Genomic DNA, 16237 nt, shown 5'->3' with positions numbered 1-16237 from the left:
TCCCCCGCGACCCGAACAGTGATGTTCGGGTCGCGCAGTGTGCGCAATACCCCCGCAGCGCCGGCCGCGCCGGTTCAGAATTGAGTTGCCGCGTGCTGTGCGGCGGCAGGTACTACCGCTACCGCGGTGGCTACGGGCGGTCATTGCCGGATAGCCCGACCGCGGTCAGAACGTAGGACACGTCATGCAACAGCCTTCCCTTTCGGCGAAAAATCCGGACACAGTTCTCCCCGACGGAGCCTTCGCCCTGTCGGCGGCGCAGCGCGGCATCTGGTTCGCCCAGCACGTCGCGGGCGCAACGCCGATCTCCATCGCCCAATACGTCGAACTGACCGGGCCGATCGACCTCGACCTGCTCGCGCGGTCGGCGCGGCAGGCCGGGCGCGAGTTCGGCACCGGCTACCTCCGCCTGATCGAGGTGGAGGGTCATCCGTTCCAGTTCGTCGACCCCACCCTCGACGACAGCCTGGAAACGCTCGACTTCCGCGCCGAACCCGAGCCGGAGGCGGCCGCGCACGCGTGGATGCGCGCGGAGTACGAGGCGCCGCTGGAGTTGACCCGCGACCGGCTGGTCCGCATCGCCATGCTGCGCGTCGGCGCGGACCGCTGGTTCTGGTACTCGCGCATCCATCACATCGTGCTCGACGGCATGGGGGCGCTGACCATGGTGCAGCGCACCGGCGAGCTGTACAACGCCGCCGTGGAGGGCCGCGAGGCGCCGCCGGCGAAGGCGGAGGACCTGCGCAAGATCGTCGAGGCCGATCTGGCCTACCGCAGTTCGGAGCGGTTCAGCGCGGACCGGGAGCACTGGATCGCGCACCTGGACGGCATGGCCGACCCGGTGAGCCTGGCCGGGCGCACCGCGCGCGTGGACGGACATCCGAGCCGGGTCACGGGCGCGCTGCCCGCCGAGACCGCGCGCCTGCTGGACGCGGTGGCCGAGCAGGTGTCCTCCGGTGTCGCGCCGACCGTGGTCGCCGCGTTCGGCGCGTACCTGTCCGCGATGACCGACGCACCGGAAGTCGTGCTGAGCCTCCCGGTGTCCGCGCGCACCACCGCGACGCTGCGCCGTTCCGGCGGCATGATCGCCAACGTGGTCCCGCTGCGGCTGCGGATGACGCCGGCCACGACGGTCGGCGACGTCATCCGGGCGGCCCAGGGTGAGCTGACCGGGGCGCTGCGGCGCCAGCGCTACCGGCAGGAGGACATCTTCCGCGATCTGGGCTGGCCGATGGACGAGGCCGGGTCGTTCGGCCCCTCGGTGAACCTGATGATGGTCGACACCAGGATCCAGCTCGGCCCGGTCACCGGGCGGTTGCACGTCCTGACCTCCGGGCTGATCGATGACCTGTTCGTCAACCTGTATCCCGGCGTCGGCGGCGAGAGCACCCATATCGACTTCCAGGCCAACGGCAATCTCTACAGCGACGCCGAGCTGACCGGCCAGCACCGGCGCTTCCTGTCGTTCCTGCACCGCTTCCTGGCCGCCGGGCCGGACGCGCCGCTGGCGAGCGTGCCGGTGCTGTCCGACGACGAGCGCGCCGACTTCGCACCCGCCCGCGGGCCCGCGGGCGTCGCGGCGCGCACGCTGCCCGCCATCCTCGCCGCGGGCGCGGCCCGCGATCCGCTGGCGACGGCGCTCGTGGAAGGCGAGACCGCGCTGACCTACCGCCAGGTGGACGACTACACCAACCGGCTGGCCCGGGTGCTGATCGGGGCGGGCGCCGGACCCGAGCGCACCGTGGCGATCTCCATCCCGCGGTCGGTCCGCTCCGTGCTGGCGACGCTCGCGGTCGCCAAGACCGGCGCGGCGTTCGTGCCGATCGACCCGACCTATCCGGCCGACCGGATCGAGCACATGGTCGGCGACAGCGGGGTGGTCGCGGGGATCACGATCGCCTCCGCGCGCAAGTCGTTGCCGGATCGGGTGTCCTGGCTGATCCTCGATGACGAGGGCACCGAGCGGGCGGTCGCCGAGCGCGACGCCGCACCGTTGACCGACGCCGATCGGACCGCCGCGGTGCGACCGGACCAGGTCGCGTACATCATCTACACCTCCGGCTCCACCGGCCTCCCCAAGGGCGTGCTCGTCTCGCACCGCGGACTGGCGAATCTGGTGGCGAGTTCCGGCGCCGGGTTCGGCGTCGACGCGGACGCCGTCGTCGCGCACGCGGTATCGCCGAGTTTCGACATCTCGGTCGAGGAGATCCTGGTGACGCTCGCGGCGGGCGCGACGCTGGCCGTGGTGCCGCCGTCGGCGTACGCGGGCGAGGAACTGGCCCAGGTGCTGCGCGCGCACCGCGTCACGCACCTCAACGTGACCCCGGCCGTCGTGGGATCGCTGGACCCGGCGACGCTGCCCGAGCTGCGCACCGTGATCGTCGGCGGCGACGCGTGCCCGCCCGAACTGGTCGCGAAGTGGTCGGGGCGGAGGCTGTTGAACGGCTACGGCCCCACCGAGACCACCATCACCGTGACCCTCAGCGCCCCGCTGATGCCCGGCGGTCCCGTCACCATCGGCGGTCTGGCCCGCGACGTGTCGGCCGTGGTCCTCGACCCTTGGCTGCGGCCGCTGCCGCCGGGCACCACGGGTGAGCTCTACCTCGCCGGGCCCGGTGTGGCGCGCGGCTACCACCGGCGCAACGGGCTGACCGCGGACCGTTTCGTCGCGAATCCGTACGCGATCGGCGAGCGCATGTACCGCACCGGCGACCTCGTGCGCTGGGTCGGCCACGACGGGCGCGTGGAACTGGAATATCAGGGACGCAGCGACTTCCAGGTGAAGGTGCGCGGCTTCCGCATCGAACTCGGCGAGATCGACGCCGCCCTGCAACGCCATCACGACGTCGACTTCGCGCTCACCCTGGGGGTCGAAACCGGCGCCGGCGCGACCGCTCTCGTGTCGTACGTGCTGCCCAAGCCGGGAACGCAGCCGCATCCGGAAGCGCTGAAAGCCGCTGCGGGCGAGTCGCTTCCGTCCTACATGGTGCCCACGGTGATCATGGTGCTGGACAGTCTTCCGCTCACGCCGCTGGGCAAGGTGGACCGCAAGGCGCTGCCCGCACCGGAGTTCGGCGGGCGCACCACCACGAGCAGGCCGCCGTCCACACCACGCGAGGAGACGCTCGCCGCGCTGTTCGCGGAGGTGCTCGGCCTGGAATCGGTGGGCGTGGACGAGAGCTTCTTCGCGCTCGGCGGCGACAGCATCGTCTCCATCCAACTGGTGTCGCGGGCGAAGGCGGCCGGACTCGGGTTCGGCGCACGGGATGTCTTCGAGCGCAAGACCGTCGCGGCGCTGGCCGCGGTGGCCACCGACGTGCCGACCGGCGTGGTGCACGAGCTGCCCGGCGGCGGAGTCGGCGAGGTGGAGCTCACCCCGATCGTGCACGCGATGCTCGAGACCGGTGACGCCTGGCGGCGGTTCGCCCAAGCGGTGCTGATCGAGCTGCCCGCCGAGAGCGAACGCGCGAGTCTGGTCGCCGCGCTCCAGGCCCTGTTCGACCGGCACGACCTGCTGCGATCGACGCTGCGCCACACCGGCGACGGCTGGAGCTGGGTGGTCGCCGAGCCAGGCGCGGTGAACACGGGCGCCCTGCTGGAAGCCGTGACCGCGGACACGGACCTCGAGACGACCTGCGAGCGTGCGCTGCAGCGCGCCGCCGACCAGCTCGCCCCGGAGACGGGCGTGATGGCGCGTTTCGTATGGATCGAGCGCCCCGGTGCGGCGCCGCTGCTGTGGCTGGTACTGCACCACCTGGTCACCGACGGCGTTTCCTGGCGCATCCTGCTGCCGGATCTGGCCACCGCCGCGCTGGGCGCCGAGCTCGCGCCGGTCGGCACGTCCTTCCGGCGCTGGGCGCACGGACAGCGCGAGCACGCGGCCACCCGCACCGGCGAGCTGCCGCTGTGGCAACGCGTTCTGGCCACGCCCGATCCCGCGCTCGGCTCCGCGCCGATGGACCCGGCTCTCGACGTGGTGGGTTCCATGGCGCATCTGACGACCGTCGTGCCCGTCGGCATCGCGCACACCGTACTCGCCACCGCGCCGGATCGTTTCCACTGCGGCGCCGACGACGTGCTGCTGGCCGGGCTCGCGCTGGCGGTGGCCCGGTGGCGCGGGCGAACCTCGGCACTGTTCACCCTGGAGGGCCACGGCCGCGCGGAGAGCGTCCTGCCGGGCGCGGATGTCGCGCGCACGGTGGGTTGGTTCACCAGCGTCTACCCCGTCGCGGTGGACCTGACCGGCATCGATGTGGCCGAAGCGTTCGCGGGCGGGGACGCGGCGGGCGCCGCGATCAAAGCCACCAAGGAACAGCTGCGCGCCCTCCCGGACAAGGGCATCGGGTTCGGCATGCTGCGCTACCTGGTCCCGGATACCGCGGCGGCGCTCGCGGGCGCGCCGACCCCGCAGATCAGCTTCAACTACCTCGGCCGCGCGTCCACCGGCGGGGAGGCCGAGCCGTGGCTGCCGCGCCGGTTCGCCGCCACCCAGGACGACCGCGCGCCGCTGGCCGCCGCGGTGGACATCAACGCCGTGCTCACCGACGCCGGTCTCGAGGTGACCTGGGCCTACGCCGGACGGCTGTTCGACGAGACCGATCTCGGCGAACTCGCCGCGCTGTGGGAGCAGGCGCTCGGCGCGCTGGCCGGGCACGCCGCTTCCGCGCGCGCGGGCGGACGCTCCCCGTCGGACTTCGACCTGGTCACCGTCACCCAGGCGCAGATCGACGCCTGGGAGCGCGACTACCCGAACATCGCCGACGTGTGGCCGCTCTCGCCGCTGCAGTACGGGCTGCTCTTCCACGCGCTGTACGACTCCGACACCGCCGACGGCTACACGGTGCAGTCGCTGCTCACCCTGGCCGGGACCGTCGACGCGGCCCGCTTGCGCCGCGCCGCGCAGGCTCTGGTCACCCGGCACGAGAACTTGCGCGTCGCCTTCGTCGAGACCGAGGACGGTCCGCGCCAGCTCGTCCTGGCCGACGCCGAGATCGAATGGCGGGAAGCCGATCTCACCGGGATCGCCGACGTTCGGGAGCGCGATCGGGAGGCCGATCGGTTGATCGCGCTGGATGCTCGCACCCGGTTCGAGCTCACCCGTCCCCCGCTGCTGCGCTGCACGCTCATCCGAATCGCCTCCGACACCTACCGTTTCGTGCTGACCAACCACCACCTGGTGCTGGACGGCTGGTCGACGCCGCTGCTGGTGCGCGAGCTGCTCACCCTCTACGTCACCGACGGTGACGCCGCCGCCCTGCCACCCGCGCACTCCTACCGCGAGTTCCTGACCTGGCTGGCGACCAGGGACGACGCCGAATCCCTCGCGGCGTGGACCGAGTCGCTGGCCGGCATCGACACGCCGACCCGCGCGGTCCCCACCCTCGCGGGCATCGAATCGACCGAGACCGGCATGATCTCCGCCGATCTTTCCCGCGACACCGTGGCCCGGCTGGAGACCGCGGGCCGGGAGGCGGGCGCGACGGTGAACACCTTGGTGCAGGCCGCGTGGGCGATGCTGCTGGCCATGCTCACCGGCCGCACCGACGTGGTGTTCGGCGGCACCGTCTCGGGACGGCCGCCGGAACTGGGCGGGGTCGAGGAGATGGTCGGCCTGTTCATCAACACGCTGCCGGTGCGGGTGCGCCTGGATCCGGCGGAGAAGGTGACCGACCTGCTCGCGCGCGTGCAGTCCGAGCAGGCTCGGCTGATGGACCATCAGCACGTCGGGCTGGCCGCCATCCACCAGGCGGTCGGGCTGGCCGAATTGTTCGACACGCTCACCGTGTTCGAGTCCTACCCGATCGATCGCGAAGCGCTGTCGCAGGCGCTGGACATCGCGGGCATGCGGGTGCTCGACGTGGAAGGCACCGACGCGACGCCGTATCCGCTGAACCTCATGGTGATCCCGTTGCGCGGCGACGACGGCCGGGACACGTTGCGGATCACGCTGAAGTACATGGCCGATCAGCTTCCGGAGCAGGAGGCGCGGCCGCTGCTGAATCGCTTCGTCCGGCTGCTGACCCAGCTCGCGGACAACCCGCGCGCGCTGGTGTCCCAGCTGCAGTACTGCGACGACGCCGAGCGCGCCGCGCTCGTGCCGGTGCGGGGCCCGGAGTCGGTGCCGCAGGCCACGCTGCCCGAACTGCTCACGGCGGGCGCGCGGATCGATCCGGACGCGATCGCGATCAGCGCCGGCGCGCTCACCATGTCCTACCGCGAACTCGACGCCTGGTCCAACCGCTATGCCCGGGTGCTGCTGCGCCGTGGCGTCGGGCGCGAGGTGTTCGTCGTGCTGGCGCTCACCCGCTCCCTGGAATCGGTGGTCGCGGTGTGGGCGCTGGCCAAGACCGGCGCGGCGTTCGCCCCGCTGGACCCGAACTACCCGGTGGAACGCATCGAGCACATGCTCAGCGATTCGAAGGCCCCGATCGGCGTGACGGTCACCGCGACCGGCGAGACGCTGCCCGGCACGATCGACTGGCTGCTGCTCGACGACCTCAACACCATCCGGCGGGTGATGACCGTGTCCGAGGCGCCGATCACCGACGAGGAGCGCGGCGGGCCGATCGACCTGGACCAGACCGCGTACCTGATCTACACCTCCGGCTCCACCGGCAAGCCGAAGGCCGTGCTGCTCAGCCACTGCGGCATCGCGAATCTTGTTACGGCGCAACGAGAGACGCTCGGACTCGACCACACCGCCAGCGCGCTCCAGGTGGCTTCGCCGAGCTTCGACGCCTCGGTGTTCGAGTTGCTCACCGCACACGGCGCGGGCGGCAGGCTGGTGGTGTCGCCGCCGGACGTCTACGGCGGGACGGAACTGGAAACGCTGCTGCGCACCCAGCGCGTCACCCACGCCGTGATCACGCCGTCGGCGCTGGCCACCATGGAACCCGCCGGACTGGACCAGCTGCGTGTGCTCGCGGTCGCGGGCGAGGCGGCGACGCCGGAGCTGATCGAGCGGTGGGCGCCGGGCAGGCGGATGGTGAATCTGTACGGCCCCACCGAGTTCAGCATCTGGGCCACCGGGCCGGGCGAACTCGTCGCCGGCGAGCCGATCACGATCGGCGGACCGATCCGCGGCGCGGCCACCGTGGTGCTGGACGCCTGGCTGCGTCCGGTGCCGGTGGGCGTGCCCGGCGAGCTGTACCTGGCGGGTCCCGCGCTCGCGCGTGGCTACTTCAACCGGTACGAGATGACCGCGAGCAGGTTCGTCGCCGACCCCTTCGGCGCACCCGGCGGGCGGATGTACCGCACCGGCGACATGGTGCGCTGGGTCGACCACGGCGACGGCTACGAGCTGGAGTATCTGGGCCGCAGCGACTTCCAGGTCAAGATCCGCGGCCTGCGCATCGAGCTGGGCGAGATCGACGCGGTGCTCTCCCGCGACGACGAGGTCGAGTACGCGGTGACCATCGGGCGCACCGGCCCGGCCGGCACCACCGTGCTGGTCTCCTACGTGCTGCCCGCCGAGGGCGCGCGGCTGGACGTCGAGCGGCTGCGCGCGCAGGTGGCCGCCGAGCTGCCCGGCTACATGGTGCCCGGCTACCTCGTCGTGCTGGACACCATTCCGCTCACGCCGGTCGGCAAGCTGGATCGCAAAGCCCTTCCGGTGCCGGACTTCGCGGAGGACCATCGGCCTTATCTCGCGCCGAGCACGCCGGTGGAGGAGGCGGTGGCCGCCGTGTTCGGCGAGGTGCTCGATCGCGAGCGCGTCGGCGTCGACCAGTCGTTCTTCGAACTCGGCGGCAATTCGCTGAGCGCGACGAAGGTGGTGGCGCGGGTGAACGCGGCGCTGGGGTCGCGGATCGCGCTGCGCGATCTGTTCGACGCGCCGACCGTGGCCCAGTTGTCCGCCCGGGTGGTGCCCGCCACCGGCGCGGAGCCCGGCCGGTTCGCCCTCGCGCCGCGGATCCGGCCGGATCGCGTGCCGCTGTCGCCCGCGCAGCAGCGCATGTGGGTGCTCAACCGGATGGATCCGGCTTCGCCCGCCTACAACATCGCGGTCGCGCTGCGGCTCACCGGAGATCTGGACGTCGAGGCGCTGCGCGCGGCGCTCGTCGACGTGGTCGACCGGCACGAGAGCCTGCGCACGCTCTATCCCACCGACGCGGAGGGTCCGCGTCAGGTGGTGGTGGACGCGGACGTGGCCGTGCCCGCGATGCCGGTGATCGACACCGAGGACGGCGCCCCGCTGCGCGAGCGGATCACCGAGCTGGCGGGAACCGGATTCGACCTCGCCGCCCAGCCGCCGCTGCGGGTGGGCCTGTTGCGCCTGCACGGCGGAGCCGAGCCCGCACCGACCGCCGCGCCGGTGGCGTCGGCTCCGTCCACCGGCGCCGCGCCGGTCTCGTCCGCGCCCGTCGCCGGGTCGGCGCCGGTGGCGTCGAGCTACGCCGCGGGACCGGAGGCGATCGCGGCCGCCACGCCGCCGGTGCACGTCGTCGTGCTGGTGGTGCACCACATCAGCGCGGACGGCGCGTCGATGGCGCCGCTGGCCGCCGACCTGGTCGCGGCCTACTCCGAGCGGGCCTCCGGCGGGCACGCCACCCGCGTCCCGCTGCCGGTGCAGTACGCCGACTTCGCGCTCTGGCATCGCGAGGTGCTGGGCGACGAGGCGGACCCGGAATCGCTGGCCGCGCGCCAGATCGGGTTCTGGCGCGAGACCCTGGCGGGCGCACCCGAGGTGCTGGAACTGCCCGCCGACCGGCCGCGCCCGGCGGTGCAGACCATGCACAGCGCCGACTTCGGTTTCACGGTCGACGCCGAGACGCACCGAGCGCTGGTGGAATTCGCCGCCGCGCACGGCGTCAGCCCGTTCATGGTCGTGCACGCCGCGCTCGCGGTGCTGCTCGCACGCCTGGCCACCACCGACGACGTGCTGATCGGCACGCCGGTCGCCGGACGCGGCGAGGAAGCGCTCGACCAACTCGTCGGCATGTTCGTCAACACCCTGGCGCTGCGCACGCCGGTCGATCCGGGCGCGGGCTTCGCGGCGTTCCTGGACACCGTTCGGTCGGCCGACCTGGACGCGTTCGCCCACGCCGACGTGCCGTTCGAGCGGCTGGTCCAGGTGCTGGATCCGGCTCGTTCGACCGCCCACCACCCGCTGTTCCAGGTCTCGCTGTCGCTGCAGAACTTCGTCGAACCGGTGCTGGAACTACCCGGCCTGCGGTTCGAGGTGGAGGACTTCGAGCGCGACGCCTCCCAGTTCGACCTGACCCTGGATCTGCGGGAGCGCTTCGCCGACAGCGGTCCGGCGGGCATCGACGCGGTGCTGACCTATGCCACGGATCTGTTCGACGAGGCGACGATGGCCGCGTTCGCCACCCGCTGGCAGCGCGTACTCACGACGGCGCTGACCCGGCCCGAGATCCGCATCGCCGACATCGACATCCTCGACGACGCCGAGCGCGCGACGCTGGTGCCGGTACGCGGTCCCGCGCCCGCCGCGACCATCACGCTGCCGGACCTGCTGGCCGAGACGGCGCGGCGGTACCCGGATCGCGTCGCCCTCGTGGTCGGCGGGCACATCACCACCTACGCCGAGATCGATGCGCACGCCAATCGCCTCGCCCGGGTCCTGCTCGAGTCCGGCGGCGGACCGGAAACCGTTGTCGCCCTGGGCCTGCCGCGCTCGGCGGAACTGCTCACCGGGATGTGGGCCGCGGCGAAGGCGGGCGCGGCGTTCCTGCCGGTGGATCCGAAGCACCCGGTCGAGCGCATCGACCACATGCTCACCGACTCCGGAGCGACCCTCGGCTTGACCCTCGCGGCGTTGCGGCCCATGCTCCCCGACAGCACGAACTGGCTGGTGCTCGACGACCTCGCCCTGGTCGAGCGGTGGAGCGCCGCGAGCAGCCGCCCCGTGGACGAGCGCGAACTGCCCGGACCCGTCCGGCCGGACAACGCGGCATGGATGATCTACACCTCCGGCTCCACCGGCACACCGAAGGGCGTCTCGGTCTCCCATCGCGGCCTCGCCGATCTCGTCGCGGCGCAACAGGATTCGCTCGGCTTGGACGAGCACTCCCGGGTGCTGCAGGTGGCGTCGCCGAGTTTCGACGCGTCGGTGTTCGAGGCGATCATGGCGTTCGGTTCCGGTGGCGCGTCGGTGGTGGCGCCGCCGGAGGTGTTCGGCGGCAGCGCGCTGGCCGAGCTGATCGACACCGAGCAGGTCACCCACATGGTTATCACGCCGTCCGCGCTGGCCACCCTCGATCCCGCCGAAGTGACCAGCGTCCGGGTGCTCGCGGTGGCAGGCGAGGCGGTCGGCGCCGAACTGGTCGAGCGCTGGGCCACCGGGCGCACTTTGGTCAACCTGTACGGTCCGACCGAATCGACCATCTGGGCGACGGGCTCGGCGCCGCTGGAGGTGGGCGTCCCGGTGTCCATCGGCACACCGGTGCAGGGCGCGCAAGTACTGGTCCTGGACGACCGGCTGCGCCCGGTCCCGTTCGGCGTGGCGGGCGAGCTGTATCTCGCCGGACCGGCGCTGGCGCGCGGTTACCACGCGCGAGCGACCCTCACCGCCGCCCGGTTCGTAGCGGGCCCGTTCGGCGCGCCGGGTGAGCGGATGTACCGCACCGGCGATCTGGTGCGCTGGATCCGCGGCGAGGCGGGGCCGGAACTGGAGTATCTGGGCCGCACCGACTTCCAGGTCAAAGTGCGCGGACAGCGGATCGAGCTGGGCGAGATCGACGCGGTGCTCGGCCGCGCCGACGGCGTGGACTTCGCGGTGACCCTCGGCGTGCCCGGCCCCACCGGGGCGACCGCGCTGGCCGCCTACCTGGTGCGCACGCCCGGGTCCGAGCTCGACGTGGCGAAGGTGCGCGCCTTCGCCGCCGACATCCTGCCCGGCTACATGGTGCCCGCGGCGTTCGTCGTGCTGGACGAGATCCCGCTCAACGCGGTCGGCAAGCTCGACCGCAAGGCGCTGCCCGCACCGGAGTTCGTCGCCGACCGCACCGAATACCGCGCGCCGGTCACGCCGACCGAACAGCAGCTCGCCACCATCTTCGGCGAGTTGCTGGGAGTGCCGCGGGTGGGCGCCGACGATTCCTTCTTCGCGCTCGGCGGCGACAGCATCCTGGCGATCCAGCTGGTCTCGCGCGCCAAGCAACAGGGCATCACCTGCACCCCGCTGCAAGTGTTCGAGCACCGCACGGTGGCGGCGCTGGCCGCGGCCGCCGACGCCGCGGGCACCGTGGCGACGTTGGACGAGTTGCCCGGCGGCGGTGTCGGTGCGCTGCCGCTGACGCCGATCGTGCACTACATGCTCCACCGCGGCGGGAACTACGATCGCTTCGCCCAGACCGCGGTGCTGGAGCTGCCGGTCGGCATCGAGCGCGCGCAGATCGTCGCGGTGCTCTCGGCCGCGGTGGACCGGCACGACATGCTGCGCGCCCGGCTGGTGACCGACGGCGACGGCCCCCATTTGCTGGTCGGCCCGGCCGGCTCCGTGGACGTGGACGCGCTGGTGCACCGCGTCGAATGCACCGCCGTCGACCCGATCGACCTGCACGAGTTCGCCATGACCGAACTGGACGCCGCGGCCGACCGGCTCGATCCGGCCGCGGGCACGGTGCTGCAATTCATCTGGCTGGAGCCGGTGGGCGACGCGGGCGCGCGCACCCGCCCGGGCCGGCTGATCGTGCTGGCGCACCATTTGGTGATCGACGGGGTGTCCTGGCGCATCCTGGTGCCGGACCTGGTGGCCGCGTGGGCGCAGGTGTCGGCGGGCAGCACACCCGTGCTCGCGGAGACCGGGACCTCGATGCGGCGGTGGGCCTACGCGCTGGCCGACGAGGCGCGCTCGGAACAACGTGTCGCCGAACTGGCGTACTGGCACGACGTGCTCGCCGCCCCCGATCCGGTGATCGGCGGCCGGGAACTCGATCCCGCCGTCGACCGGACCGGCACGCTGCGCATGGTCGAGCGGGACGTGTCCGCGGAGGTCACCACCGCGCTGCTGACCACCCTGCCCGGCTTGTTCCACGGCAGCGTCAACGACGCGCTGCTGGCCACCTTGGCGCTGGCGCTGGTGCGCTGGCGCGGCAGCGACCCGTCGGCGCTGGTGCGGCTGGAAGGTCACGGCCGCCAGGAGGAAGTGGTGCCCGGCGCCGATCTCTCCCGCACCATCGGCTGGTTCACCAGCCTCTACCCGGTGCGCTTGGACCTGGCCGGAATCGACGTCGACGACGCGCTGGCCGGTGGGCCCGCGCTGGGTAAGGCGATCCGCGCCGTCAAACACCAACTGCTCGCGGTGCCGGACAAGGGCATCGGTTTCGGGTTGTTGCGCTATCTCAACGCCGAGACCGCGCGGCAGTTGCCGGAACGTCTGCCGGGCCGAGTCGGCTTCAACTACCTGGGCCGCTACTCCACCGGCGACATCCCGGCCGGGCTGGAGGGCCTGGGCTGGCTGCCGACCGACGAACTGGGCGACGTGCACGTCGCCGAAGACCCGGGCGTGCCGCTCCAATCGGCGATCGACGTGAACGCCGTCGTGATCGGTGACCGGCTGCGGGCGAGCTTCGGCTTCCCGTCCACTCTGCTCGACGAGGACGAGGTCACCGAGCTGGCCGAGCTGTGGATCCAGACGCTGCACGCGGCGGCTCGTTTCGCCGAGACCCCGGCCGCCCGCACCGCCGCCGAGGAAGAAGCGGCGGCCACGGCGGCGCCGCCCGTTCCGGCGGCGGGCGGGCTCGGATTGGACGTGGTGCTGCCGATCCGCCTCGGCGGCGACGAACCGGCGCTGTTCTGCATCCACCCGTCGTCCGGAATGTCGTGGACCTACCTGGGACTCGCCGACGCGCTCGCGCCCGGCCGCCCGATCTACGGGCTGCAAGCGCCCGACCTCGGCGGCCATGAACCGCCCGCCCGCTCGATCGAGGAGTTCGCCGAGCGCTACGTGCGCGAGATCCGGACCCTGCAACCCGAGGGGCCCTACCACCTGCTCGGCTGGTCGTTCGGCGGCCTGATCGCCCACGCGGCGGCCGCGCGGCTGAAGGCCGAGGGCGCGGAGGTGGGCGTGGTCGCGCTGCTGGACGCCGACACCGCCGACATCGACGGCGACAGCATCGAACGGCTCACCGCGGGCTCGTTCGTGAACGCATTCGGCGCGGTGTTCGGCATCCACGACGTTCCCGCGGACGCGACCGCGGAGCAGGCGGCGGATCTGATCCGGGAACGGCTCGGCGGGGTCTCGCTGATCGACGCGGCCACGCTGGAGCGGATGGCCGGCTCGTACAACGCCGCCGCGCGAACCAGGACCGGTTACCGCCGTCCGGTGTTCGACGGCGACATCGTGTACTTCAGCGCGGTCATCGACACTTCCGACATCTTCGGTCCCGATGGCTGGGGGCCGTATGTGACCGGCGAGATCATCAATCACGACATCGAGGCAACCCACGACGAACTGACAGCGCCGCACGTGCTGCCGGTCATCGCGCGCGTGCTCGATGCACATCTGGGAGGCCGAGGATGAATTCCGACCTAGGGGTCGTCGTCGAAGGGATCGAGAAATCCTTCGGCACGGTGAAAGCGTTGCGCGGAGTGGATTTCGCGGCGGAGCCGGGCGAGGTGCTCGGCATCCTCGGACCGAACGGCGCGGGCAAGACCACGACGGTGAACGTCCTGTCGACGCTGATCCGGCCGGACCGCGGCCGCGCCACCGTCGCCGGGCACGACGTGGTGGCCGAGCCCGCGGCGGTGCGCCGCAGCATCATGCTGACCGGGCAGTACGCCGCGCTGGACGACATGCTCAGCGGCTACGAGAACCTGGTGATGTTCGGCAGGCTGATGGGCTTGCGCAAGCGCGCCGCCCGCGCCCGCGCGGACGAACTGCTGGCCGAGTTCGATCTGGAGCGCGCGGCGGCCCGCAAGGTCGGCACCTACTCCGGCGGCATGCGCAGGCGGATCGACATCGCCTGCGGCCTGGTCGTCCGGCCCGACGTGGTGTTCCTGGACGAGCCGACCACCGGGCTGGATCCGCGCAGCAGGCAAGGGGTGTGGGATCTGGTCTCCGGCTTCAAGAAGGCCGGCATCACCACCCTGCTCACCACCCAGTACCTGGAGGAGGCCGACGCGCTCAGCGACCGGATCATCGTCATCGATCACGGCAAGGTGATCGCCGAGGGCACCGCCGACGAACTGAAGGCGCGCACCGGCGGCAGCTACTGCGAGGTGGTGCCGCTGAACCTGAAGGACCTGCCCGCCATCGCCGCCGCCCTGGGTTCGCTGCTGCCCCGGGAGAATCGGGACGCGCTCGGCCCGGATTCCGACCGGATCGCCATACCCGCCCCGGACGGTTCGAAGACACTGCTGGAGGCGCTGCGCCGGCTGGACAGCGCGGGCGTCGACCTCGTGGACGTCGCGCTGCGCCGCCCCTCGCTCGACGACGTATTCCTCCAGCTCACCGGGCATCTGGCGACCACGGAGGACTTCTCGCGCCCGGAGGTCGTCTCGTGACGGCGGCGGCGACCTGGCTGAGCCAGACCCGGGCGGCGCCGCTGCGGCCACAACAGTGGTGGGTGCTGACCACCCGGTTGATCGTGCCGTCGGTGCAGAGCGGCGAGGTGCTCACCTCGGTGCTGGCGCCCGCCACGTTCACCGCCAGTTTCTACATTCCGCTGAAGACGATCATGACCGTCATCGGCACCGGATTCAGCAGTTACGCGCAGTACATGATGCCGCTGGTCGTGCTGCAGGCCGCCGCGTTCACCGCTGTCTCGGCGGCCTTCCGCGCCGCCACCGACTCCGTCGCCGGGCTCAACCGGCGCTTCGGCTCGATGCCGATCGGCCCGCTGGTACCGGTGACGGCGCGCCTGTCCGGCAGCGTCTTCCGCTTGGCCATCGGGTTGATCACCGCGTTGATCTGCGGCCACGTCATCGGATTCCGCTTCTATCTCGGGACTGCGGAGACGATCGGCTTCGTGTTGTTCTCGCTGCTCATCGGGCTCGCGCTGATCTGGGGCGGGGACGTCATCGGCACCGTGTCGCGCAATCCCGAGGCGACCGCGCAGGCGCTGGTGCTGCCGCCGTTGATCTTCGGCATGCTGTCCACCGGGATCGCGCCCGCCGGCCAGTTCCCGGCCTGGGTCCAGCCGTTCGTGCGCAATCAGCCGGTGTCCCAGTGGGCCATCGCGTTGCGCGCGTTCGCCGGTGACAGCGGACCGAACGCGGGCCAGTTGAGTCTGTCGCTGCTGGGGCCGCCGCTGGCGTGGGCGCTCGGCATCCTGGTCGTCTGCGTTCCGCTGTCGATCCGGCTGAGCTCGAGGAGGGCATGATGGCGCTGCTGGCGGATCGCGGGCACGAATCATGGACCGGCTCGGAAGTGTCGGTGTCGGCGCTGGTCGCGCACACGCTGATCCAGACCCAGCGCCTGCTGCTGCGCTGGGCGCGTAATCCGGTCACGCTGCTGGAGACGCTGATCATCCCCTGCCTGCTGCTGATCATGCTGAACACCGTGATCGGCGGGCAGATCCAGAAGTTCACGGGTGAGAGCGCGCTGTACGGCTCGGTACCCATGGTCGCCCTGGTGGGCGCGCTGTCCGGGGCGGTGGCGGGGGGCGTGCTGCTCGGCCGCGAACGCGACGCGGGTCTGCTCGCCCGCTTCTGGGTGCTGCCCGTGCACCGCGCTTCCGGTTTGGCTTCTCGGGTGCTCGCCGAGGGCTGCCGCATCTTCGTCTGCACCCTCGCGGTCGTCCTGGTGGGCTCGGTACTGGGTTTCCGGTTCCACCAAGGCGTCGCGGCGGCGATCGCCTTCCTGTTCCTGCCGGTCCTGTTCGGCCTCGCCTTCGCCACCATCGTCACCTCCGTCGCGGTGTTCACGGCGAAATCGACGCTGGTCGAGGGCATCACCATCCTCACATCGCTGATGATGTTCTTCAGCACCGGCTTCGTCCCGCTGGTGGCCTTCCCGAAGTGGATCCAGCCGGTGGTCCACAACCAGCCCATGTCGGTGGGGGTCGACGCGATGCGCGCGCTCGCTTCCGGCGGACCGCTCGCGCGACCGCTCACGCTCACCGTCGTCTGGTCGCTCGGCGCGATCGTGCTCTTCGCGGTGCCCGCGACCATCGGCTATCGCCGGGCCAGCAGGCGCTGAGCCCCGGTCACAGCGAACTCCCAGCGCGGACCCAGCCGGTCACGAGCGCCCATGCCTACCGTCGCGGAGGACGATCTCGACGAACGAAAGGCACAGCCAGTGGGCGCACGACACGAAGGGGCGCACGAGCAC

General features: G+C 71.8%; 4 protein-coding genes. All 4 read left to right on the top strand.

Annotated elements, in window-relative coordinates:
- Nucleotides 1-184 precede the first annotated feature (184 nt).
- Genes ABZ552_RS10985 through ABZ552_RS10970 form a run of 4 tightly spaced genes read left to right on the top strand, consistent with a single transcriptional unit; the run spans nucleotide 185 to nucleotide 16105 of the window.
- Entirely contained in the window at nucleotides 185-13486 is a 13302-nt protein-coding gene (locus ABZ552_RS10985) for an amino acid adenylation domain-containing protein (RefSeq protein ID WP_357436599.1), read from the top strand.
- Nucleotides 13483-14469: an ATP-binding cassette domain-containing protein gene (locus tag ABZ552_RS10980; protein ID WP_281878290.1), complete on the top strand. Its 987-nt coding sequence runs from the start codon at nucleotides 13483-13485 to the stop codon at nucleotides 14467-14469. Before ABZ552_RS10985 ends, ABZ552_RS10980 begins: the two co-directional genes overlap by 4 nt.
- The gene (locus tag ABZ552_RS10975; RefSeq protein ID WP_281878288.1) at nucleotides 14466-15287 is read left to right on the top strand and encodes an antibiotic transporter; all 822 of its coding nucleotides are present in this window, start codon (nucleotides 14466-14468) and stop codon (nucleotides 15285-15287) included. The genes ABZ552_RS10980 and ABZ552_RS10975 overlap by 4 nt, the downstream gene beginning before the upstream one ends.
- Entirely contained in the window at nucleotides 15287-16105 is an 819-nt protein-coding gene (locus tag ABZ552_RS10970; RefSeq protein ID WP_357436594.1) for an ABC transporter permease, read from the top strand. The genes ABZ552_RS10975 and ABZ552_RS10970 overlap by 1 nt, the downstream gene beginning before the upstream one ends.
- The last annotated feature ends 132 nt before the right edge of the window (nucleotides 16106-16237 follow it).

This window comes from Nocardia sp. NPDC019219 (assembly GCF_040632645.1).
GTDB classification, from domain to species: Bacteria; Actinomycetota; Actinomycetes; order Mycobacteriales; family Mycobacteriaceae; genus Nocardia; species Nocardia sputorum.
This window is presented reverse-complemented; position numbering and strand designations above follow the sequence as displayed.

Excerpts from the sequence above, each read along its gene's own strand:
- ABZ552_RS10970 (WP_357436594.1), top strand. The coding sequence starts at position 15,287 with ATGGCGCTGCTGGCGGATCGCGGGCACGAATCATGGACCGGCTCGGAA.
- ABZ552_RS10980 (WP_281878290.1), top strand. The coding sequence starts at position 13,483 with ATGAATTCCGACCTAGGGGTCGTCGTCGAAGGGATCGAGAAATCCTTC.
- ABZ552_RS10985 (WP_357436599.1), top strand. The coding sequence starts at position 185 with ATGCAACAGCCTTCCCTTTCGGCGAAAAATCCGGACACAGTTCTCCCC.